The sequence below is a fragment of the Winogradskyella echinorum genome, assembly GCF_014297365.1.
In the GTDB taxonomy this organism is placed as follows: Bacteria; Bacteroidota; Bacteroidia; order Flavobacteriales; family Flavobacteriaceae; genus Winogradskyella; species Winogradskyella echinorum.
In genome coordinates, this window is sequence record NZ_JACOQD010000003.1 from 305,799 (window position 1) to 329,467 (window position 23,669).

Annotated in this window: 14 protein-coding genes and 1 tRNA gene; 8 read left to right on the forward strand and 7 right to left on the reverse strand. The window is 33.5% G+C overall.

Going from position 1 to position 23,669, the window contains the following annotated elements:
* Window positions 1-5 precede the first annotated feature (5 nt).
* Window positions 6-506: a TPM domain-containing protein gene (locus H8K90_RS13190; RefSeq protein WP_186846452.1), complete on the forward strand. Its 501-nt coding sequence runs from the start codon at window positions 6-8 to the stop codon at window positions 504-506.
* Here the strand turns inward: H8K90_RS13190 and H8K90_RS13195 are convergent.
* The 3 genes from H8K90_RS13195 to der all read right to left on the reverse strand — a co-directional run bounded on the left by H8K90_RS13195 (window position 503) and on the right by der (window position 7,131).
* Entirely contained in the window at window positions 503-3,283 is a 2,781-nt protein-coding gene (locus tag H8K90_RS13195) for an outer membrane beta-barrel protein (protein ID WP_186846453.1), read from the reverse strand. The two genes, H8K90_RS13190 and H8K90_RS13195, sit on opposite strands and share 4 nt — an antisense overlap.
* Window positions 3,284-3,372: 89 nt before the next feature.
* Window positions 3,373-5,811: a T9SS type B sorting domain-containing protein gene (locus tag H8K90_RS13200; RefSeq protein WP_186846454.1), complete on the reverse strand. Its 2,439-nt coding sequence runs from the start codon at window positions 5,809-5,811 to the stop codon at window positions 3,373-3,375.
* A 15-nt stretch (window positions 5,812-5,826) separates the two neighbouring features.
* Window positions 5,827-7,131: a ribosome biogenesis GTPase Der gene (gene der, locus H8K90_RS13205; protein ID WP_186846455.1), complete on the reverse strand. Its 1,305-nt coding sequence runs from the start codon at window positions 7,129-7,131 to the stop codon at window positions 5,827-5,829.
* A gap of 349 nt (window positions 7,132-7,480) precedes the next feature.
* Here der and H8K90_RS13210 point away from each other — a divergent pair, with 349 nt between their 5' ends.
* The 5 genes from H8K90_RS13210 (at window position 7,481) to H8K90_RS13230 (ending at window position 17,881) form a co-directional block, all read left to right on the forward strand.
* Entirely contained in the window at window positions 7,481-9,607 is a 2,127-nt protein-coding gene (locus H8K90_RS13210) for a LysM peptidoglycan-binding domain-containing protein (protein WP_186846456.1), read from the forward strand.
* Window positions 9,608-9,798: 191 nt separating this feature from the next.
* Window positions 9,799-14,520, forward strand: a complete 4,722-nt coding sequence (locus tag H8K90_RS13215) for a gliding motility-associated C-terminal domain-containing protein (protein ID WP_186846457.1) — start codon at window positions 9,799-9,801, stop codon at window positions 14,518-14,520.
* Between the two features lie 2 nt (window positions 14,521-14,522).
* Complete coding sequence (locus H8K90_RS13220; RefSeq protein ID WP_186846458.1) at window positions 14,523-15,461, forward strand: PorP/SprF family type IX secretion system membrane protein; 939 nt, start codon at window positions 14,523-14,525, stop codon at window positions 15,459-15,461.
* A 10-nt stretch (window positions 15,462-15,471) separates the two neighbouring features.
* A complete protein-coding gene (locus H8K90_RS13225) occupies window positions 15,472-17,355 on the forward strand; it encodes an OmpA family protein (protein ID WP_186846459.1) in 1,884 nt (627 codons plus the stop codon).
* Between the two features lie 25 nt (window positions 17,356-17,380).
* Window positions 17,381-17,881, forward strand: a complete 501-nt coding sequence (locus tag H8K90_RS13230) for a GTP-binding protein (RefSeq protein ID WP_186846460.1) — start codon at window positions 17,381-17,383, stop codon at window positions 17,879-17,881.
* On the opposite strand, the gene era is transcribed toward H8K90_RS13230, so the two are convergent.
* The 4 genes from era to proS form a co-directional block, all read right to left on the reverse strand.
* On the reverse strand, window positions 17,872-18,756 hold the full coding sequence (era, locus tag H8K90_RS13235) for a GTPase Era (RefSeq protein ID WP_186846461.1): 885 nt from the start codon (window positions 18,754-18,756) through the stop codon (window positions 17,872-17,874). The genes H8K90_RS13230 and era overlap by 10 nt on opposite strands.
* A gap of 119 nt (window positions 18,757-18,875) precedes the next feature.
* Window positions 18,876-19,127 (reverse strand): 30S ribosomal protein S20, encoded by a 252-nt coding sequence (gene rpsT / locus H8K90_RS13240; protein ID WP_186846462.1) that lies wholly within the window; start codon window positions 19,125-19,127, stop codon window positions 18,876-18,878.
* Between the two features lie 22 nt (window positions 19,128-19,149).
* Window positions 19,150-19,221 (reverse strand) — tRNA-Glu (locus tag H8K90_RS13245).
* Between the two features lie 109 nt (window positions 19,222-19,330).
* Window positions 19,331-20,809, reverse strand: a complete 1,479-nt coding sequence (gene proS / locus H8K90_RS13250; RefSeq protein ID WP_186846463.1) for a proline--tRNA ligase — start codon at window positions 20,807-20,809, stop codon at window positions 19,331-19,333.
* A gap of 100 nt (window positions 20,810-20,909) precedes the next feature.
* On the opposite strand from proS, the gene H8K90_RS13255 reads away from it, so the two are divergent.
* Both H8K90_RS13255 and H8K90_RS13260 read left to right on the forward strand, forming a co-directional pair.
* On the forward strand, window positions 20,910-22,028 hold the full coding sequence (locus H8K90_RS13255; protein ID WP_186846464.1) for a hypothetical protein: 1,119 nt from the start codon (window positions 20,910-20,912) through the stop codon (window positions 22,026-22,028).
* Window positions 22,029-22,063: 35 nt separating this feature from the next.
* Window positions 22,064-23,593 carry an OmpP1/FadL family transporter gene (locus H8K90_RS13260; RefSeq protein ID WP_186846465.1) on the forward strand — a complete coding sequence of 510 codons (1,530 nt, stop codon included), beginning with the start codon at window positions 22,064-22,066 and terminating at the stop codon, window positions 23,591-23,593.
* The last annotated feature ends 76 nt before the right edge of the window (window positions 23,594-23,669 follow it).

Here is a 23,669-nt window from a genome sequence, read left to right on the forward strand (position 1 = left end):
ATGTTTTGAAAAAATCTATCTATTTTACAATTTCACTTGTCTTTTTATTGTGCTTAAATTGTAAAGATAATCAATCTGAAAAATTATTAGATCTTCCTGAAAACAAACTACAATTTGTAGTAGTAGATAATTCAAAGTTATTTTCAAATATTGAAAACGATTCATTAACTCATAAAATAATTAAATATGAGGAGCTCACTACTAATGAAATAGCTGTATTAACGGTTGATTCTATACCAACAAACACAACTATTCAGTATTACAGTACTCAAGTAGCTAATTCTTGGGGCATTGGTAAAAAAGAAAAGGATAATGGTTTACTGATAACAATTTCTAAATACGATAGAAAAGTAGCAATATCAACAGGCCTAAAAACTGAAAAAACAATTTCAGATCATGAATGTAAAGTCATTATTGACAGTCTAATGATTCCTCAATTTAAAAACAGAAATTATTATAATGGTGTAAATAAAGCTTTAGACAGTTTGTTTATACTCTGGGATTAATCAAAAAAGATAACACCACCATCATTTGTTTCACCCTTAGAACCTAAGCTATTAAACTTATAGCTAAAACTTAGCATAAAATATCTACGCAACACTGTACTCTGAGAATCTTGTATATAATCTTGTGTAGCAATACGTCTAGCATTAGTATTTTGATTTAATAAATCGTAAACCTTCAGTGTAATAATACCTTTGTCTTTTAATACAGAGTATGCTAAAGTAGAATTCCAAAACCATGCACTTTTCTGAAAACCATCTGCAACATTTGGATTATAATTAAAACTTATATCATTTCTCCATTCTAGGTTTTTAGGTAAAAATGTTGCTGTTCTTAAACCTGCATTATGCCTAGTAAATTCTCTATCTTCAAAAGCCTCAATATCGTATGCATTATTTGTAAAATTAATTTCGTAGTAAGGTTTAAACTCCATAACCTTATCCCAAATAAAATCAACACCGAATCTTGGTGATATAGATCTAACTTGGCTAGCATACTTAACATCATTATTAAAATTAATACGTTCAGAGAAGTTATAACGAGCTCTCATTCTAAACTTTAAACTTCTTAGTGTATCTAATTTTACTTGCTTATCATAATTGCCCGAAACCCCATAGTTATAATTGCCATCTACGTTTTCGTAAGTAGTAGTACGCCTTAAAGTTTCTGGATCCACAACAGTTTTAGATATCACTTGGTCATTAGTAACACTAACATATGCATTTCCATAAAATCCTGTACGTTTCTGCCAATCGAAAGAATCGAATCCCATATACAAATTATGCCTGTTAGAAGGCCCTAAATTAGGATTACCGATAATAGTACTTAACGGGTTAGACACATCAGTAAATGCTTGTAGTTGCCTTAAAGCTGGAGGATTGTTTCTTAAACTATAACCTGCATAAAATGAAGATTTTGGACTAAATCTATAATTAAATCTATAGTTTGCTTCAATATTTTTAAACTCGCGTTCAACATTAAATTGAGGTCTTAATAAATCTTGATTTTCTAGTGTACGAATATTATAACCCATCTTAAAATAAGTGTACCATTTTTCACCTCTATAAGTTAAAGATAAACTAGGTATGCTCCTAGAGTCGGTATATTCAAAATCTGTACTTAAATCCGTATTAAAATCCGTAAAATCTTGCGTAACGTCATTAAAATCGAACGTACTTTGTCTATTATTATCCTTATCTCTAGAGTAACGGTATTCAAAATTTAAAAAGAATTTCTTGGCAACTATTGGCAATCTATAAGTTAACTCTGTAGAAATTCCATAACTATTATTTTCACCATCTGTAAATTGGTCTCTAACAATGGTTTCTGGATCTGAACCAAATACTTCGGTATTAGAATTTAAAAAATCGTCACTTTCTTGTTGGTTAATGTTAGCATCAAACTCTAATCTAACAAAACCTCCTTTTTTCCCATAGCGCTTTGTAATTGAAATTTCATTAGAAAAATCTTTCGCAAAACTTTCTACACTAGAATTGACGTCGGACTGGTTAGTTAACACTAAATCTTCATCTAAGGTTTCTTCATTACTACTAAAAAGTGTTCTTGATTTTGAATAGTTAAACGAAGGTTCTATACTTATTTGAAATGTGGAATCCGTTTTAATTTCAAACTCAAGATTGGCAGAATGGCTATCTGTATCACTGTTAGATCTCGAATTAGAATTGGTAAAAAAACGAGAATCTGCTAAAATCGTTTCACGTTCTGATGATGTTTCATTTTCAGAATTACTAGATGAATAAAAATAATCCCCAGAAATATCGGAATTTTCGCCAATCTTATCAGCATAATTCAGTCCTGCATTTCGAGACGTTGTTATACCTTGTCCACCTCCAAAAGAACGTCCTCCTACACTAAAAGTACCATTACTATTAAAGCTAATACCACCACCATTTCCAAACATTTTAGAAATTTCACCAAAACTAAAACCTGGTGAATTAGTGTTATTTCCACCGACAAGCACACTAATTCTCTGATCATTATCAAAAAAGTTTGCCATACCCGCAAATTCATAACGTTTATCTGTACCTGCACCTGCAGACACTCGCCCAAAAACACCTTTATTATTTTCTTCTTTAATGGTAAGATTTATTGTTTTATTCTCATCATCACCAGCCTCACCTGTGAATGCTTGAGATTTTGTTTTAGTATCTACAATTTGTATTTTTTCAATAATATCTTTAGTTAAATTCTTAGTAGTAATAGTAGGATCGTTACCAAAAAAAGGTTTACCGTTTACAAGAATTTTATTCACTTCTTTACCGTTTACTGTAATTTTTCCTTCTTCATCTACTTCTACACCTGGTAACTGCTTAAGCAAATCCTCTACGTTGGCATCCTTTTTTGTTTTAAAAGATTTTACATTAAACTCTAAAGTGTCCTTTTTTATAGTGATTGGCGCAGTTGATTTAATTAAAACTTCATCTAGCTGATTGCTTAATTTAAGAGAAATAGTGCCTAAATCTATTTTTTCTTTATCAATAGTCAATTTCTTTAAATAGGTTTCATAACCTACATAAGAAACGAAAAAATTTAAGCTACTGTCGTACGTAGAATTTTGAAGTTTAAATTTTCCATCCTTATCCGATATGGTGTAAGTGACAATGGTACTATCCTTAATACGTTCTACATAAACGGTTGCAGACTCAATAGGTGTATTGTCATTTTCCGCCATAAGCGTTCCAACGATTTCAAATGATTTTTCTTGAGAGAATGAAAGTATTGCAAATAGTAATGCAAAAACTAATACTAGTTTTTTCATGATGGTTGATTGATGATTTCCTAATAGCTTAATTATTAACGCAAGTAACTAAGAATTCGTATGAATTTTCTTAAAAGAATTATAAAATTTTATCTTTTTAAAGTAAAATGACCGTTTCTTTTTCTACCATCTAAAAAATGTGCCACAAACCAATAATCTGATGCTGGCATTAATTTGCCATTATAAGAACCATTCCAACTAGTATTATTTTGATTAAGTACTGTTAGTATTTGTCCAAAACGGTCAAATATTTGAACACTAGCAGTCATAGGAAATTGAGAGGAAAATCCTTTTATCTGCCATGTGTCATTGACTGTATCGCCGTTTGGCGTGAAAAATTTTGGAAAACCAAAAACTGAAACAGCTTCAGAAGTAATACCACAATTATTTTTTATATCCTTAACAAAAATGGTATGAACGCCAGAAACAATATTTTCAAATGTATTAGACGCTTGATAAATTCCATTTTCATCATCTAAAGTATAAACATATTCACCTTCACCAGAAACAACAACAGTAATACTATTATTTTCTGACAAATCTGTTACCTCAATGGTTTCGATGGCTGCAATATCAGAGGGTAAAACTGTAATTGTACGCTCATTAGTGCAGCCAAAAGGTTTTGTTACCTCTACCGTATAAGTGCCTGGTTCATTAATTCCTATATTAATAGTTGTTTCTCCAGTAGACCAATTATAACTGTAATTATTAGGCACATCATCTATAATCCCGCCGTAAAGTGTTAACGGTTCCGGATAAGTATTTAGACAATAATAAACTGTTTCATCATCTAAAAGATTGGGTAGACGTTCTACATTTAGATTAACCTCAGCAATACTATAACAACCACCATTCAGTTCTAACCTTGCATAGATAGTTTGGTTATACGGTTCTACATTTGTGTAATTACTTCCCAATTGGTTTTCTTGTAATAACGCATCATTAAACGTTTCATAATAACCAAAAACTGTGACACCAGATGTTTCTCCATTTAAAATTTGAATTTCTGCTAAAGACAAATTGAAATTAACCATACCAGTTTCTTCTAAGTTATCACAGACAGATAAATTTGCATTTTGAGCTGAATTGGTATTCACAGACAACACTACTTCTGCCATAGCACTACAATTTGTAATGGTATTAACAGCCAATGCATAGATAGTCTGGTTATTAGTTAAATTAGTATAGTTTTCTTCATCTATAGGTACTGATAAATCTATAGTCTCAAAAAATTGCATGTCAATATTGCCTAAATCATCAGTTACAATTACATCATTATACTCACTTAAGTTGAAATTAGAAATTCCATCCATTACTTCATCTTCACACTGAAAAATTGTAACATCTGTAACATTTGGTAGTGTATTAACCGTTACCGTTAAAGGATACCTACTGGCATTATCAGTACAACCATTTACTACAGGTAAAAGCCAAAACGTTGTTGAAATACTAAGATTAACATCGTAACTCAATCCTGTATTTAATGTTGATGCCGAAGTCGGTGAATCGTACCACCAAACATCATTAGTAGAAGCTTCAATTGACAGGCTTATATCTCCAGAGCCACAAACTGATATATTTTCACTAATGATACGTGGCATTAATATAGTGCTATTGGCGGACAAGTTAATCTCGGGCTCATTTGGCATGCCACCAAACTCAACAATATATCCTTGTGGATGATAAGGATTGCTTGAATCGGTACTTCCTGTTACTGTTAAATCATTCCAAGAACCTAAAATCCCTACACTTGGCGCAGTAATATGAGCATAATCTTCATCCCCTAAATTATTAGGCTCATTTGTATTCCAAAATGTATATTCACCGTTTGGAGAACTCCCATTAACTGTGCCAATCCAAAAAATTTGTCCAGCCTCTGGTCCTGTCACCCATTTCCAAGTGCCTTCAGTTTCTTCATCAGTAGCTCCGATCCAACCGGTACCTGCACTCTGTTCTCCTGCTAATTGCGATTCTTCTTCCGTAGTTATGGTTGCCAAGTAACCTTGTAATCCAAAATAAGTTTGTGAAGCTGCAGCATCTCTTGCTTCTGTCCAAGTGATTCCGACAGCAGGTTCATATATATAGTAATGTCCTGTACTTGGCAAGTAGTTAGCATCGCTTAAATTAATTGAGATTTGCCTATCGTTTATGTATTCTGTTTGAGATGTTTCAAAAAAAACATTTTCAACTGCGTATTCAAACTCTGCAAACGTAGCTGGACCAATTAACGTTAAGATACCTTCAGAGGCGTTCCAACTAGATGTTATATTAGGATTTACTCCACCTAAAGTTAGTATATCTTCTCCAACCTCATATCCTTCTGCTATCTGAACAAAAATTTCTGACAAGGAAGTGTCTTCTGGATCTGGATCTATGATTTCTGCTGAAGTGACTATTGGTATCGGAGCTTCAATACAATAAACTTGTTCACCAATTACAGTGATTTCTGGCGGTAAATTTTGAGTATAACCTGTAATACTATACAATATTATAAAACATAAAAAAGAAGCGTATTTAATTTCTTTCATAAGAAAATAAAAGTACTACTTTTTACGCATATATACACTTACTGGTACACCGTGAAAATCAAAATGATCTCTTAATTTATTTTCTAAAAAGCGCTTATATGGTTCTTTTACATATTGAGGTAAATTACAGAAAAACGCAAATTGCGGTTGCGGAGTTGGCAATTGCATAATATACTTTATTTTCACAAATTTCCCTTTATATGCTGGTGGTGGCTGATGCTCAATAACAGGTAATAACGTATCATTAAGCACACTAGTTTTAATACGTTTAGTTCTATTTTTATATACCTCGACTGCCGTTTCAATGGCTTTAAAAATACGTTGCTTATTTAATACCGAAATAAAAACTATTGGCACATCTGTAAATGGTGCAATTTGTTCTCTTATATGTTTTTCAAAGTCTTTAGCCGTCTTAGTGTCTTTTTCTACCAAATCCCACTTATTCACTAAAATTACGATTCCTTTTCTATTGCGTTCTGCTAGCCAAAATATGTTTTGAACTTGTCCATCAAAACCACGTGTGGCATCTAAAACAATTAAACAAACATCGGAATGCTCAATTGCTCTTACACTTCGCATTACAGAATAAAATTCTAAGTCTTCCTTTACTTTAGATTTACGGCGAATACCTGCTGTATCAACTAAATTAAACTCAAAACCAAAACGATTGTATTTTGTATCAATAGAATCTCTTGTGGTACCAGCAATATCAGTAACTATATAACGCTCTTCACCAATTAAAGCGTTTATAAAAGATGATTTACCTGCATTTGGTCGTCCTACAACAGCAAAACGCGGTAACTCCTCCTCTTCAACGTCTTCTTTTTCTGGTAATGCTTCTACTAAGGCATCTAATAAATCACCTGTTCCACTTCCATTAATACTTGCAATTGTATAATAATCACCCAATCCTAGTGAATAAAATTCAACCGCATCTTCAGCACGTTTGTTATTATCTACTTTGTTTACAACTAAAAAAACAGGCTTCTTTACTTTTCGCAGTAGTTTCGCAACATCTTCATCCATACCAGTAATACCAGTTTCTACATCTACCATAAAAATGATTGCATCTGCTTCGTCAATGGCGAGTTCTACTTGCTTATCAATTTCTGCTTCAAAAATATCATCACTTCCTACAACGTATCCTCCGGTATCAATAAGAGAAAATTCTTTACCATTCCAGTCTGTTTTTCCATAGTGACGATCTCTAGTAACACCACTTACAGCATCAACAATTGCTTCGCGTCTTTTAATTAAACGATTAAAAAAAGTCGATTTCCCTACATTTGGCCTACCCACTACGGCTACGATATTACTCATTGTCTTATTTTAAGGCTACAAAGATAGTATATACTCCCTAGTTTTTTAGAACAATTGGACATTTTTAAAATAAATAATAAAACTACTTTAAAACCTTAAAAATGAAGTATTAATCATTGTTAATATCCTGTTGATAAGAAGTATAGATTTAAGAAGTAAAGCCTATATTTTTAGTAATTTTATTGCTCATATACATTAATCATTTTTTATGTGATTTTTTGAATATTAACAGGTAGATTACTACAAAGAAAATGCCCCTGAATTGTATAATTATTTCTGCTTAATATTAAAAAACACACCTAATAAGTCTTATCATAAGCTTACTGATTTAAAACAATAATAAAAAGGGATGGGGAAATTTTTAACGCTTATTATTTTTTTCTTTATAGGCTCAAATCTTACAATAGCTCAGCAAAATATTATAGAGCATTCCATTCAGAAAGGTGAAAGCGTTTATGTTATATCCAAAAGATACGGAGTAAGTATGAATGCGATTTTTGAGTTAAATCCTGGCTCTGAAAACGTTATATATGCTGGCAGAACATTACGTATTCCTTCACCAAACAATAACAACCCATCTAACAATACCGTAATTAGCGATACTCTAATCTCTAACTACGAAGTTAAGCGAGGAGAAACTAAGTCTGGGCTCTCTAGACGTTTTGGTGTTAGTATTGCCATGCTAGAACAGCAAAACCCTCATATTATAAGAATGCTTCAAGCTGGCCATATTATTAATGTAGACAAAACAATTAAGGAAGAAGCTCAACAAGCAAGAGAAGGTGAACATATTGTAGTAAAAGGAGAAACACTTTGGGGAATATCTCGACGCTATGGAGTAAGTCTCGCGAATTTAACTGCTGCCAATGCGAGTAGATTATCCGAATTTTTACAAATTGGGCAGGTATTAATTATTCCAGATATAAATTCTGACCCAACAATAACTGGGCAGTATATAGTAAAACGTGGTGATACAAAATTTGAACTTGCAAGGCGCTTTAATATGACTATCGCTCAGTTAGAGCAAAAAAACCCACATATTGTAGATATGTTAATGGCAGGTCATAAGCTAGATATTGATAATACAGTTGCTTCAGTAGATACTCGTAATAACAATGATAGTACTGAACCTAATGAAGACGACACTACAACGAAAAACACTACCTCAGTAGATTCAGGCGATGATGAATATACCGATTATGTCATACAGCCAAAAGAAACCCTATTTAGCTTATCGAGAAAAGCTGGTATAACCATAAACGAATTAACCAACTTAAATCCTAAATTACTTACTTCTGTTAATGCAGGTGACATTATAAAAATGCCTGTAAATGTTTCACAGACAAGTACAAATTCAAATACTAACAACGCATCAACAAATCCTTCTAATGCAACATCCAATAATAAAAATTTAGCATTATACTCTAATCTAAACACTTCTAACACTAATGGTCTTTATTTCTATACGCCTTTTTCTGGTAATGAACTGAGCTCTCCTGAATTGAGACAAGAGATGCTTAAAAATAATGATGACTATAAGAAATTTTTAGAATTTTTTCAAGGTGCACAAATAGCCATTGACTCTGCGTTAACATTAAATCTCAATTTTGACATTACTTTGATTAAAAAGAATGATGTACAATCTCGATTAAAAATTGAAAGCCCTTATTACAAGAATGCTCTTCTCGTTCCATTCTTAGAAAGTGGAACTCGTTTTCCTGATATTGAATCAAATGAGATAATTTCTGTTATAGATATTAATTCTAACATGAGTCCTATTGAAAACAGAGAAGTTTATAAATCAGTACCATCTGAAAATTTTCAAAAAAATAAAATATTAAATTATTTAGCAAGTAAAAATGCTCAGGTTGTTGTAGTCAGCGATTTGGAAGAAGCACGAAACAAAGAATTAATTGTTAAAACCATTCCTGATGCTAAATTCTTAAAAGTTGATAATGCAGGTTTTTTTGAAAGTAATGCACTTCAATTGGCTCTAAGTAAAGACAAACTTAACTATGTTGTGTTAGATAGTGAAAAAACTATTGTTTTCTTAAATTCTACAACAGCTTTAATGAGTAAACTTTCTGATTATAATATTCAATTGGTATTAATAGATTCTACTTTGTTACCAGAAAGCAAAGATGTTTCAGACATGAGATATAGAATATTAAAACTCATATATCCTACAACTATAACTAATGACAGCGATAAGGCAAAGACTGATTTTGAAATGAGTTATGAAAAGACATTTAATAGTGAACCCTCTAATTACGCTAAGTTAGGCTTTGATATCACTTTAGATGTACTCTTAAGATTATCACAAAATTCGTCATTTGAGAATACTATAAAAAATATATCCTCAGAACACCCACACTTAAGATTTGATTACAAAAAAACAGCTGATAAAAATTATTCAAATACAGGTCTTTATTTAATGCAATATGACTCAAATGAAGGTATGATTGAACTTGAATAATCAATTTGTAAAGTTTAAATGGAAAAGTCTTACAAATCTATAAATCATTATTATTTTGCTTAATAAAGGCTATTTACATATATTTGTTTACCCTCTATTTTGTTATTTAACAAGTAAACGTTATAACACTGAACTTGCTGTTCTTAATCCATGGCATCGATTTCAACAACTACAATTAGTATATTTTTTTAATGAAAGCCAAACAGAATAGTACAAAATCTCAGCCTACTCTTGTAGTTTTGTTTCTTACATTTTTAATCTTTGGATTAACATCTGTTAATGCACAATGTCCTACCGTAACCAATAGCAATCAGTCATTTTGTGACCTCGAATCTATCTTAGTCTCAGATTTAGTTGCTATAGATAATGGTGGCGGTATTGTATGGTATGATTCTGCAACATCAACTACTCCACTAATAAATTCCCAAAGTTTAGTAAATGGTGAAGATTATTATGCAGATGATAGTTCTGGGACTTGTGGTACAAGACAAAGAGTAGATGTTACCATATATGGTCCACCAATTGGGCAAAATTTTCAAGGAGTTTGTTTAGATGATCCTACACTTGCAACAGTTGCAGATTTAGTTGCTATCGGTAACGACGTAGAATGGTATTTAACAGCGTCTGGAGGTTTACCTTTAAATGACAATACGGTTTTAATCGATGATACTATTTATTATGCTGACCAAGCAAATCCGGATACAGGTTGTAGAACATCGCGACTTTCAGTATTGGTAAACGTTGGTTTTACTCCAATACCTACTGGAGATGCGATTCAAGAGTTTTGTTTCTCTTCGCAATTCACTCCTACGGTTGCAGATTTGGTAGCAAGTGGTACAAATAATTGGTATATCTCATTATTCTCAGCATTACCATTACCAGAAAACACACCTTTAGTAAACGGACAGACCTATTATGCAACTACAGTAGATCCTCCATGTGAAAGTACAGGAAGATTTGCAGTATTAGCTGTTTTAAGAGATGGTCCAGATCCAGGAACTAATGGGACAATAGATATATGTGAAACAGATACAAATACAGTAGATTTATTTACGTTACTGGGAGGCTCACCTGAACCTGGAGGTATTTGGTCACCTGCTCTTAATAGTGGAACAGGTGTTTACGACCCAAGTATAGATCCTGAAGGGGTTTACACCTATACAGTTAGTTCAACGAATCTTTGCCCTGACGCATCATCTACAGTTACAGTAACAATTTTCCCAGAGCCTAACGCTGGCACTGATGGCACAGAAGATTTATGTAGTATTAATAGTCCTATAGACCTTTTTAACAGTCTTGGTGGTTCGCCAGAAATTGGAGGAATCTGGTCTCCAGCATTAGCGAGTGGAACTGGTATTTTTGATCCTTCTATTGATAGTGCAGGTATTTACACTTATACTGTTAGTGGAACAGCACCATGTACTAATGCTTCTGCAACAGTTACAGTGACGGTTACACCATTTAGAGATGCTGGTGAAGATGGCACTTTAGTTATTTGCGATACTAATGGTACTATAGATTTATTTAACAGTCTTGGTGGCTCACCAGATACTGGTGGAGTTTGGTCTCCAGCTTTAGCTAGTGGAACAGGTGTTTTTGACCCATTAGTAGATGTAGAAGGCATATATACATATTCATTTTCCGGCAATGCACCATGCCCTGAAGATTCTGCCACAGTAACTGTTACCGTAAATGAATTGCCTGATGCTGGAACAAGTAGTGCACTTGAAATATGTAGTAATGACACAAGCCTTATAGATTTATTCGATAATCTTGGTGGAACACCCGAAACTGGTGGAACTTGGTCACCTGCTTTAGCTAGTGGAACAAACATTTTTGATCCAACATTAGATTCTCAAGGCACATATACTTACACTTTAACCGGAACAGCTCCTTGTCCAGATGTTTCTGCAACTGTTACCATTACAATTGTACCAGAACCAAATGCTGGTATAGATACTACAATAGAAGTATGTGATAATGATGGTCCAATTGACTTGTTTAATAGCCTTGGAGGTACGCCAGATTCTGGTGGTACTTGGTCACCTGCTTTAGCAAGTGGTACTGGTATTTTTGACCCTACACAAGACCCTGAAGGCACTTATACTTATACAGTTTTAGGTACAACACCATGTCCTGATGCTAGTGCTACAGTTACCATTTCGGTTGCACCATTCATAAGTGCTGGACTTAATGGAAATATAGACTTATGTTCTAATGATAGTCCTGTAGATTTATTTGATTCTCTGTCAGGAACACCAGGAACAGGTGGTACTTGGTCTCCTGCATTAGCAAGTGGTACCGGTGTTTTTGACCCTAGTATTGATGCTGAAGGAACTTATACATATACAATATCGGAATCTGGACCTTGTGACGATGATTCAGCAACTGTAATCGTTACAGTAGAAATGGCGCCTAATGCTGGAACAAATGGAATTCTTGAGTTATGCGACACTAGTAGTCCTGTTGATTTATTTAATAGCCTTGGAGATATGCCAGACACAGGTGGAACGTGGTCTCCTATGCTTACAAGTGGCACTGGTGTTTTTGATCCTGATGTAGATGCAGAAGGGATTTATACCTACACCATACCTTCAACTTGTGGTGATAGTTCAGCTACAGTTACAGTGTCTATAGCGGACCCAATTGATTCTGGAACTGATGGAGCTGTAGAAATTTGTATCTCTGATACACCAATCGATTTATTTAATAGTTTGCAAGGTACACCAGATACAGGTGGAACTTGGTTCCCTGCGTTAGCAAGTGGGACAGGTATTTTTGATCCTAGTTTAGATGCTGGTGGTACATATACCTACACAGTGGTAAGTAACTTAGCAACTTGTCCTGATGCGTCTGCTAACGTAATCGTCACTGTTACAGAACAACCAAATGCTGGAACTGATGGAACTTTAAATTTATGTAACGCAACAAACCCTGTAGATTTATTTGATTCATTAGCGAGCATGCCAGATGCTGGAGGAACTTGGTCTCCTTCTCTAACAAGTGGCACAGGAATTTTTGATCCTAATGTAGATCCCGAAGGTTCCTACACATATACTGTAACCAATATTTGCGGAAGTAGCTCTGCTATTGTTACCGTATCTTTTAATGACCAAAATGATGCCGGTGAGGATGGTACTCTAGATATTTGTATTGATGATTCACCAGTAGATTTATTTAACAGCTTAGGAGGTACACCTCAACCAGGTGGTTCTTGGTCTCCTGCCTTAACTAGCGGAACGGGAGTATTTGACCCAAGTGTTGATCCTTCTGGCACCTATGTTTACACACTTTCTAATGAAGGTTCATTATGCCCTGATGATTCGGCAAGTGTTATTGTGACTGTAGTAGAGCAACCAAATGCTGGAGGCGATAGTACATTAAATTTGTGTAATGCAACAAATTTAGTTGATTTATTTGATTCGCTTTCAGGAACACCTGATACTGGTGGTACATGGTCTCCTGCTTTAACTAGTGGAACTGGTGTTTTCGATCCTAATGTAGACCCAGAAGGAATGTACACATATTCCATAAATAATATATGCGGTACTAGTTCTGCAACAGTAACTGTTTCTTTTTCAGATTTAAATGATGCCGGAGATGATGGTTCAATAGAACTATGCAGTAATGACAGCCCTGTAGATTTATTTGACAGCTTGGATGGTACACCTCAGGTTGGTGGGTTTTGGACACCAACACTTACAAGTAATACTGGAATTTTTGATCCAAGCGTAGATCCTGCTGGAGTTTATGTTTATACCATTTCTAATGAAGGGTCATTATGCCCAGATGATTCAGCAAGTGTTACCGTAACAATTAGACCTTTACCAAACGCAGGCGATGATGGTATTTTAGATCTTTGTATTGACGAAACCAGTACTGTAAATTTATTTGATAGCCTTGAAGGAACACCAGATTCTGGTGGTACGTGGTCTCCTGCCCTAAACAGTGGAACAGGAATTTTTGATCCTACAATTGACACTCCAGGAATATATACATACACCGTAACTTCGACTGAATGTAATTTATCTGATGAAGCTACAGTTAATGTAACCATAGGAAATATACCTGATGCAACAGGCTTAACTTTAACTGTAGATAGTTTTGTTTGTTTTGCTAATGATGTCGTAGTAGATATTAATGGTGCTACCCAATTGGCAGATGGTAATTATACTATTGCATATGATCTTACTGGTGCAAACACATCTTCTAATACTTTTACTATTACTATAACTTCAGGAAGTACTACTTTTACTGTTCCACAAAATTTGTTGCCTAATCCTGGTATAACTATATTAACATTAACCGAATTGTATTTTGAAGGCGAATTTTGTAGTGCAGATACTTCTTCAATAAACACAATAGAAATAATTATTCCAGACATACCTACACCTGTAATAAGTGCCGATGGTGCAGATTTCTGTGAATTTGACGACCCAACTATAGCCAATCTCACAGAAAACATTACTAGTCCAGGAACGATAATATGGTATAACATGCCTAATGGTGGCATTGCTTATTCCGAAAGTGAATTACTCCAAGATGGAGTCACTTATTATGCCTCAACTCAAGCAGAATCAGGTTGTGAAAGCACTATAAGATTAGCTGTTACAGTTACTTTTATTGATTGTATTTTAGAATTAATCATTCCAGATGGCTTCTCACCAAATGGAGATAATATCAATGACGATTTCCATATAGTAAATCTAAATGAGTTATATCCTAATTTTAAATTAAGTATCTATAATAGATATGGTAATATACTATATGAAGGAGATATTACATCAAATCGATGGGATGGTACTTCTAAAAAAAGTGGTAAAATTTTACCAGTAGGTGTTTATTTCTTCATATTAGAATTTAATGATGGCATACGTTCTCCATTACAAGGTAGAGTGTACTTGAGTAGATAATTATGATAAATAAGTTTATAACATATAGCATCACATTTTTTATCCTAATATTAGGTTTAAAATCGTTTGCACAACAAGATCCTCAATACACTCAATATATGTATAATATGAGTGTTTTAAATCCGGCTTACGCTACGGATGATAGCTCTCTTATAAATCTTGGATTAATCTATCGCTCGCAATGGGTTGGTTCAGTCGGCGCACCTACAACCGGAACTTTATTTGCGCACACAAAATTTACTAATCGATTAGAAGGAGGTTTATCTATTATTCACGATCAAATTGGTGATGTTGTAAAACAAACAAATGCTTATGTAGATTTTGCCTATGTAATCCCTACAGGTGACAATTCAAAATTATCATTTGGTGTAAAAGCAGGTGCCACATTTTTTAGTACTGACTTTAATGGCTTTGTATACTCAGATCCACTGCCAGATCCTGCTTTTGCTGAGAACTTAAGTAGAACATTTCCAAATATTGGAGCCGGATTATATTATTTTACAGACCAATATTATTTGGGGTTTTCTGCACCGAATTTATTAGAATCAAAACATCTTGATGAAGACAGTGGTATTGTTACAGAAGGATCGGAAAATATACATTTGTTTTTTACAGGTGGTTATGTATTTAATTTAAATGATAAACTAAAATTGAAACCTGCTTTTATGGCGAAACAGGTTTCTGGTGCGCCAATAGCTGTAGATTTTACAGCAAATGTTTTAATTAATAATAAAGTAGAATTTGGAGCCTCATACAGGTTTGATGATTCAGTAAGTGCTCTAGCTAATTTAGCTGTATCACCTACTTTAAGAATAGGTTACGCTTATGATTATACAGTATCAAATTTGGGAAGGTTTAATTCTGGAACCCATGAGGTATTTCTATTATTTGATATAAGTAAACTAGGTAAAGGCTATGATAAATCACCAAGATTTTTCTAATTAAAGACAAATGAGAACGTTTAAATTATTTATCGTATTAACAGCTTTAGTTATTAGCAATGTATCTTTTTCTCAATCTAAGGAAAAAGCGGATAAACTTTACGAAAATAGAGCCTATGTTGACGCAGCAGAAATCTATTCTAAACTACCAAAGACTGCTAAAACATTAGAAAAGTTAGGTGATTGTTATTATTATAATTCTGAATTTGAAAAAGCTTACAAAGTCTATAAAAAGATTTATGACCGAAAAATAGAGTCGGAACTTACTGAATCTTTTTATTTAAAATATTACGATGTACTAAAAGGAACAAAAAATTATGAAGAAGCCGATGAGGTTTCAACGGTGCATCTTAACGATCCTTTTAGTACAGAAAATTTTAAATCAATATTAAAACGTATTATTCCTTACGAATACGAATTGAAACCCATTACCCAAGATTTAGGCGGTTCTAATTTTGGAATTGGTTTATATGGAAATAAAGTTGTTTTTGCATCAACACAAAATTTAAAAAACCCTAATTATAAATGGAATGGAAAGCCCTATTTAGACTTATATGAGGCCGAAATTCCAAAAGGTGATACCATCATAATAGATAGCATTAAACCATTTGATAAAGCTATAAATACTAAAAAACAACATGAAAGTAGTGCCGTCTTTACTAAAGATGGTAAAACAATGTACTTTTCTAGAAATTTAAAAAAACGTGTAGATTTAGATTCTACTAAAGTCGCAGTTGTAAGTATATTTAAGGCAGAATTAGTAGATAATGAATGGACCAATATAGAACCTGTCTCGTTTTCAAGTGAGTTCTATTCTACTATGCATCCTGCTCTCAATAGCGATGAAACTAAATTATTTTTCTCTAGTGATATGCCCAATAGTATAGGTTCTTTTGATATTTTTTATGTAGATATATTAGAAGATAATACGTTTGGAGAGCCTGTAAATTTAGGACCAGCCATTAACTCAGAGCGCAGAGAGCATTTTCCTTATGTAGCTAAAGATAGTACGCTTTATTTTGCCTCAAATGGCAAATATGGTTTTGGAGGATTAGATTTATTTTCGAGTAGTGTAAACAAGGGTAAATTTTTAGATGCTCTTAATTTAGGTGAAACTATTAATAGCGAAAAAGATGATTTTGCATTCGTTGTTGTAGATTCATTAAACACTGGGTATGTATCTTCTAATCGAAGTGGTATCGATAATATATATACATTTGAACGTATTCCGACAGAAAGAGAATATTTCATTGAAGGATTGGTTACCGATAAAGTAACGGGCGAATTATTACCAAACACAACAGTAACTTTATTTGATGAAGATGGTAATATGATTTCTGAAGTGATTGCCGGTGAAGATGCTCGTTATAAGCTAAAAACAGAACCAAATAAAAGTTATTCATTAGAAGGTTTCCAACCAAAATACATCCCAGAAATTACATTCTTTGATACCAACGATAGCGGAAACATAGAATTTAATATAGAGTTAGAAATTGAATCATATAAAGACGCTGAGGAAATTGTTACTGACGATGAAGATGGCAATACTTTTATTGAATTAGAAAACATTTATTTCGATTTTGCTAAATGGGATATTAAACCGCAAGCCGCAAATACCTTAAATGTACTAGTAGCATTACTGAAAAAATATCCAAGAATGGAAATACAGCTTGGAGCACATACAGATTCTAGGGCAGGATTTGAGTTTAATTTAGAATTATCCAAAAAAAGAGCCAAAGCGACTTTAGAATATCTTGTTGAAAACGGCATCTCTAGAAATCGTTTAACTTATAAAGGTTATGGGGAAACGCAACCTTTAGTTCCTTGTGGAGATAATTGTACCGAAACAGAATTTTCGATAAATAGACGTTGTGAATTTCTAATTCTGAAGTAGGTTATTTTTCTAGCAATTAATTAAAATGGAGCTTTCAAATGAAATAGTATTAAGGCCACGTTTTAAGTTTAATGTCAATTCCAACAACGAAAAACTATTAAAAGGATTTGAAACAACTAAAACCAACCAATCTGAGTTTATTGTGTCTCGGATAGATGATCATGTGTTTATTAAATTCCCTAAATCCGAACAACATTTTTGGTCACCACAATTGCATTTAGAAATCAATAAAAAGGACGATAAAAACTCAACTGTCCATGGTCTTTTTGGGCCGAATCCTACAGTTTGGACCATGTTTATGTTTTTCCACTTTATTGTTGCTGGACTATTCCTTGGATTTGGAGTTTGGGCTTATACAAATGCAACTTTAAATAGCTCCTATTCTATTCAGCTATTGCTTGCAGTACTAATGGTAGTAATTTGGTTTATACTTTATTTTACAGGACGATTAGGCCAAACTAAAGGAAAGCCAGAAATGCACCGACTACACAATTTTATGAAAAACACACTAAGCATTTATCGTTGATTATATCCGAAGCGCTTAAGTTGACGTTGGTCATTTCTCCAGTTTTTATTGACTTTTACATACAGCTCTAAATGGACTTGCTTACCAAAAAATTTTTCCAAATCCTTACGGGCTTCTACACCAACACGTTTTAAAGCAGAGCCTTTATGACCAATTATAATCCCTTTTTGTGTTTCTCGCTCTACCATAATCACAGAGCGCATTCTTATAATATTGTCTTCTTCAAAAAACTCTTCTGTATCTACTTCAACAGCATATGGAATTTCTTTTTTGTAATGCATTAATATTTTTTCTCTAATAGCTTCATTTACAAAAAAACGTTCTGGCTTATCTGTTAATTGATCTTTAGGGTAGAATGCAGGAGATTTAGGCAACAATTCAATGATTCTATTAAATACATTCTGAACATTAAAACCCTCAGTGGCCGAAATAGGGAAAAATTCAGCATTTGGAACTTTATTTTGCCATATTTCTGATTGCTCCTCTAACTGTTCTTGATTAGATTTATCAATCTTATTTAATAATAATAACACTGGAATTTTAGAGTTGGTAATTTTCTTAAAAAACGCTTCGTCCTTAAGTTCCTTCTCTCCAATCTCAACCATATAAATTAGAACATCGGCATCTTCAAACGCTGACTTTACAAAATCCATCATTGAGGCTTGCAACTCGTAAGCTGGTTTTATAATCCCAGGAGTATCACTTAGAATAACCTGAAAATCCTCACCATTAACAATACCTAAAATACGGTGCCTTGTTGTTTGAGCCTTTGATGTTATAATAGATAGCTTTTCACCAATAAAAGCATTCATTAATGTGGACTTACCAACATTAGGATTACCAATAATATTTACAAAACCTGCTTTATGCATCATTAAAAATTTGGTGTAAAGGTAGTATTAATAATAAGACCTATAAAAAATAAGCAATAGGTGTATAACAAAAAAAGTCTCTCCATAAGGAAAGACTTTAATATCTTAGTAGGAACTACAATTTAAATTGCAGCAACGTGTTTAGTTAATTGAGATTTTAAGTTACCAGCTTTATTCGAATGTATAACATTCTTTTTAGCTAACTTATCTATCATACTAATAACAGAAGGTAACATTTTTTGTGCCTCTTTTGCATCAGTAATCTCACGTAATTTCTTTATAGCATTACGAGTTGTCTTATGCTGATATCTGTTAAGTACACGTCTTTTTTCGTTACTTCTAATTCTTTTTAAAGCTGACTTATGATTTGCCATTTTATTTTTCTTATTAAAATTGTAGCCCGTAGGGGAATCGAACCCCTCTTACCAGGATGAAAACCTGGCGTCCTAGCCGATAGACGAACGGGCCATTTGGTTATTTTACTAATTAAATGAACCTACAATGTTTCCATTGCGGATGCAAAAATACAACTATTTTTAAATGTTGCAACTACTATCATAATTTTTTTGATTTTTTTTTAATAAGCTTTTGCAAAAAGTACTCGCTGAGTTGATAATTGCCCACTATAAACACATGTTCCTTCTTCCTTTTTATTATCCATAGGAATACATCTAATAGTCGCTTTAGTTAACTCTTTTATTTTCTGCTCAGTTTCTGCTGTACCATCCCAATGTGCCGAAACAAAACCAGTTTTAGTCTCTAAAACTTTCTTAAAAGTTTCAAAGTCATCAACCTCTGTGATATGTGAATCTCTAAAATTTAATGCTTTTGAGAATAATTCACTTTGAATTTTTACCAGCAAATCCTTAATCGTTTGTGTTAAATCCTCCATTTCAACGATTTCCTTTGTCAAAGTATCTCGTCTTGCTAATTCAACTGTATTATTTTCTAAATCCTTCGGTCCTATAGCAATTCTTAAAGGAACACCTTGTAACTCATGTTGAGCAAATTTAGCACCTGGCCTATGGGTCGTTCTTTTATCGAACTTGCAACTTACTCCTAAAGCTTTCAACTCATTACTTATAGCATTCGCTTTTTTAGAAATTAATTCAAATTGCTCATCGTTCTTATATATAGGAACAATAACTACCTGAAACGGAGCCAGATTTGGAGGTAAAACTAAACCTTTATCATCACTATGAGTCATTATTAAAGCACCCATTAAACGTGTAGAAACTCCCCAAGATGTTGCCCAAACATGGTCTAACTTCCCTTCGTTATTAGTAAACTTAACATCAAATGCTTTGGCAAAATTCTGTCCTAAAAAGTGAGACGTACCAGCTTGTAATGCCTTTCCATCTTGCATTAAAGCTTCAATACAATAGGTCTCTTCAGCACCTGCAAAACGTTCACTTTCAGTTTTCACACCTTTTATAACTGGTATAGCCATAAAATTTTCTGCAAATTCTGCATATACATTATTCATTTGTTCTGCCTCAATTAAAGCTTCAGACTTTGTTGCATGTGCTGTATGACCTTCTTGCCATAAAAACTCAGCTGTTCTTAAAAACAAACGTGTACGCATTTCCCAACGTACTACATTTGCCCATTGGTTTATTAAAATTGGTAAATCTCTATAAGATTGTATCCAACCTTTATAGGTATTCCAAATAATAGCTTCACTAGTTGGTCTTACAACCAACTCTTCCTCTAATTTAGCATTAGGATCTACACGCAATTTACCTTCATTATCCGGATCGTTTTCTAATCTATAATGTGTAACAACAGCACATTCCTTAGCAAAACCTTCAGCATTTTTTTCTTCAGCTTCAAATAAACTTTTAGGAACAAATAATGGAAAATAAGCATTTACATGACCAGTTTCTTTAAACATTCTGTCTAATTCAGCTTGCATTTTCTCCCAAATAGCATAACCATAAGGCTTTATGACCATACAACCTCTAACCGCAGAATTCTCTGCTAAATCGGCTTTAACAACCAATTCATTATACCATTTAGAATAATCTTCAGCTCTACTCGTAAGATTTTTACTCATTTTCAGTGTTTTGGCACAGATATTGTGCTTATGTTAAATAATAAAATAGTTCAGCAAAACTAACTATTTTTGTATTGTTCAACAATAAAATATAAGAGATATGCAATTTAAAACTATTACAAAACAGAAATTGCCATTTTTTGTTGCACTCGGCTTAATGGCTGTGTTAACTTCATGTGGTTCCTTTCAATATGCAGGATATGACAATGACGGTATTTATACTGATGAATATGAAACCGAAGTTGAGCAACCAGTAGCCACTACATCTACTAGTGACTCAAATTATTATAAAAATTATTTCGCAGAGAACTCAGCAGAAGTTGAGGCTATAAAAGAGGAAAACGAAATTTTTACAGATATAGATTCTTATGAAGGAAACTATATTGAGAAAGCTCAAGACACCCTAGAACAAAGACCAGCTTATGGTGGTTGGGGGCAAAACAATAGTACTGTTACCATTAATGTAATTGATAATGGTTGGTATGGCTTTGGATGGAATGATCCATGGTTGTGGAATGGTGGTTTTGGTTTTGCTTCATACGGTTGGGGACGACCTTGGGGTTGGAATCGTTGGGGATGGGACTCTTGGGGATGGAATCACCGATGGGGTTGGAACGTTGGTTGGGGCTACGGATATGGCTGGAATAACTGGGGTTGGAATGCTTGGTATCCGCGAGGATATAACAATTGGGGCTGGAACAATGGTTACTATCGAAACAATAGATATGCTTACAGTAATAGCAGAAGAGGATCATTGGCATACAATAATGGGTTAAGCCGTCAATATTCTAGAAGTAATTCTGCAATATCGAGACGTGGTTATTCTACAAGTAGGCTATCTAATGCAGCAACTACGTCAAGAAATACAAGAAGTACTGGAGTAAGATCTAATAATTCAACATTGAGAAATTCAGGTACAACTCGTACTAGTCGATCTACTAGAATTTCTAGGAGCTCAACTCCTACAAATACAACAAGATCTACTAGAACAACAAGATCCAATAACACAAGGGTGACTCGTCCATCAAGGACTACAAGGTCTTCTGGAACAATGCGATCATCTAGAAGTAGCAGTAGCTCTAGATCATCGGGAAGCGTAAGGTCAAGTTCTCGTAGCTCTAGATCGTCTTCAGGTAGCAGTGCAAGATCTTCTAGTAGTTCTTCAAGATCATCGTCTGGTAGCAGATCTTCTAGTAGCGGAAGACGTGGACGTGGATAAACTTTAATTTAATTCCAAATTTCAAAAAATTAGTTATGAAAAAATTACTTATGCTTTGCATAGGCTTAATAAGTACGTCTTATATTTTAGCACAAGACGTTACAGATGCCGTAAGATATTCTATGGATGAAATTCAAGGTACAGCTCGATTTAGAGCTATGAGTGGTGCTTTTGGTGCATTAGGAGGCGATTTATCTAGCGTTAATATAAATCCTGCTGGTTCTGCCATATTTAATGATAGTCGGGCCACAGTATCCATAGGATCTTTTAATATAAATAATGACATTAATTATCTCAACAATATAAACTCATCTTCAAATTCTACTCTAGATTTGAATCAATTAGGAGCTACATTTGTCTTCAGGAATACAGATATTAATTCTCCTTGGAAAAAATTTACATTAAGTGCAGCATATGATCGTGTTGCAGATTTTAATGATGAATGGGTTGCTAGAGGCACAAATAACAATTCAATAGACAGTTATTTCCTCGGTATAACAAACAATTTAGAAATTCCTTTTGGTATTTTAAAACTTCAGCAAGGTGAGTTTATTGAGGAAGCTTACATGGATATAGGCAACATTCCAAATGATGGTTACAATATTCAACAAGCATTTTTAGGCTATTGGTCTGGTATAATTGATCCAGAAAACTTAGATGATAATACCAATAATGATGAAACTAACTATGTTTCTAATATTTCTCCTGGAAATTTCAATCAAGATTATCTCTACTCTGCGACAGGATATAATGGAAAGCTTGCATTTAATCTTGCTACAGAATACGACGATAAACTATTTTTAGGAGTAAACTTAAATACTCACTTTATTAATTATGAAAAGTTTTCTAGGCTTAATGAAACTAATTCAAACAATGGATCAATTGTAAATAATGTTACTTTCGATAATATACTAACTACTAATGGTAGTGGTTTTTCTTTTCAACTTGGAGCAATTGCAAAATTAACACCAGAATTGAGAGCAGGTGTCTCATATAATTCTCCAACATGGTATAGAATAAGTGAAGAATTAATACAAGGAATTAATTCTAATAATGCAGATCCAGATATTAATTATATTAGTGACGTGGTAAATTTATATCCTGAATACAAATTACAAACTCCAGGAAAAATTACGGGAAGTCTTGCCTATGTTTTTGGAAGTAAAGGATTATTAAGTTTTGATTATACGGTTAAAGATTATAGTAGCGTAAAATTTAGAACAACTACTAATATTAATTTTTCGAATCTAAATACCGATATAAGTGACTCTCTAACTTCAGCTTCTACATATAGATTCGGTGGTGAATATCGTTACAAACAACTTAGTTTTAGAGGCGGCTATCGATTTGAAGAAAGCCCTTATAAAGATGATAATGCTTTTGGTGATTTAACTGCTTATTCTCTTGGCCTGGGTTACAGCTTTGGAAATTTTAATTTAGATTTAGCGTTTAGCCAATCTGAAAGAGACATGAACTATCAATTATATACCATTGGATTAACTGATTCTGCAAGAATTGAATCTAAATTTACGGATGTTATTCTCTCATTAACTTTTAACATCTAGTCCAATATTAAACTTAAAAATAAAAGGCCTGAAGAATAATCTTCAGGCCTTTTATTTTATATAAACCACTTTATCC

Bases quoted from the DNA above. Each gene is read 5' to 3' on its own strand.
- H8K90_RS13195 (WP_186846453.1), bottom strand. From the start codon at position 3,283: ATGAAAAAACTAGTATTAGTTTTTGCATTACTATTTGCAATACTTTCA.
- H8K90_RS13200 (WP_186846454.1), bottom strand. From the start codon at position 5,811: ATGAAAGAAATTAAATACGCTTCTTTTTTATGTTTTATAATATTGTAT.
- der (WP_186846455.1), bottom strand. From the start codon at position 7,131: ATGAGTAATATCGTAGCCGTAGTGGGTAGGCCAAATGTAGGGAAATCG.
- H8K90_RS13210 (WP_186846456.1), top strand. From the start codon at position 7,481: ATGGGGAAATTTTTAACGCTTATTATTTTTTTCTTTATAGGCTCAAAT.
- H8K90_RS13215 (WP_186846457.1), top strand. From the start codon at position 9,799: ATGAAAGCCAAACAGAATAGTACAAAATCTCAGCCTACTCTTGTAGTT.
- H8K90_RS13220 (WP_186846458.1), top strand. From the start codon at position 14,523: ATGATAAATAAGTTTATAACATATAGCATCACATTTTTTATCCTAATA.
- H8K90_RS13225 (WP_186846459.1), top strand. From the start codon at position 15,472: ATGAGAACGTTTAAATTATTTATCGTATTAACAGCTTTAGTTATTAGC.
- H8K90_RS13230 (WP_186846460.1), top strand. From the start codon at position 17,381: ATGGAGCTTTCAAATGAAATAGTATTAAGGCCACGTTTTAAGTTTAAT.
- era (WP_186846461.1), bottom strand. From the start codon at position 18,756: ATGATGCATAAAGCAGGTTTTGTAAATATTATTGGTAATCCTAATGTT.
- rpsT (WP_186846462.1), bottom strand. From the start codon at position 19,127: ATGGCAAATCATAAGTCAGCTTTAAAAAGAATTAGAAGTAACGAAAAA.
- proS (WP_186846463.1), bottom strand. From the start codon at position 20,809: ATGAGTAAAAATCTTACGAGTAGAGCTGAAGATTATTCTAAATGGTAT.
- H8K90_RS13255 (WP_186846464.1), top strand. From the start codon at position 20,910: ATGCAATTTAAAACTATTACAAAACAGAAATTGCCATTTTTTGTTGCA.
- H8K90_RS13260 (WP_186846465.1), top strand. From the start codon at position 22,064: ATGAAAAAATTACTTATGCTTTGCATAGGCTTAATAAGTACGTCTTAT.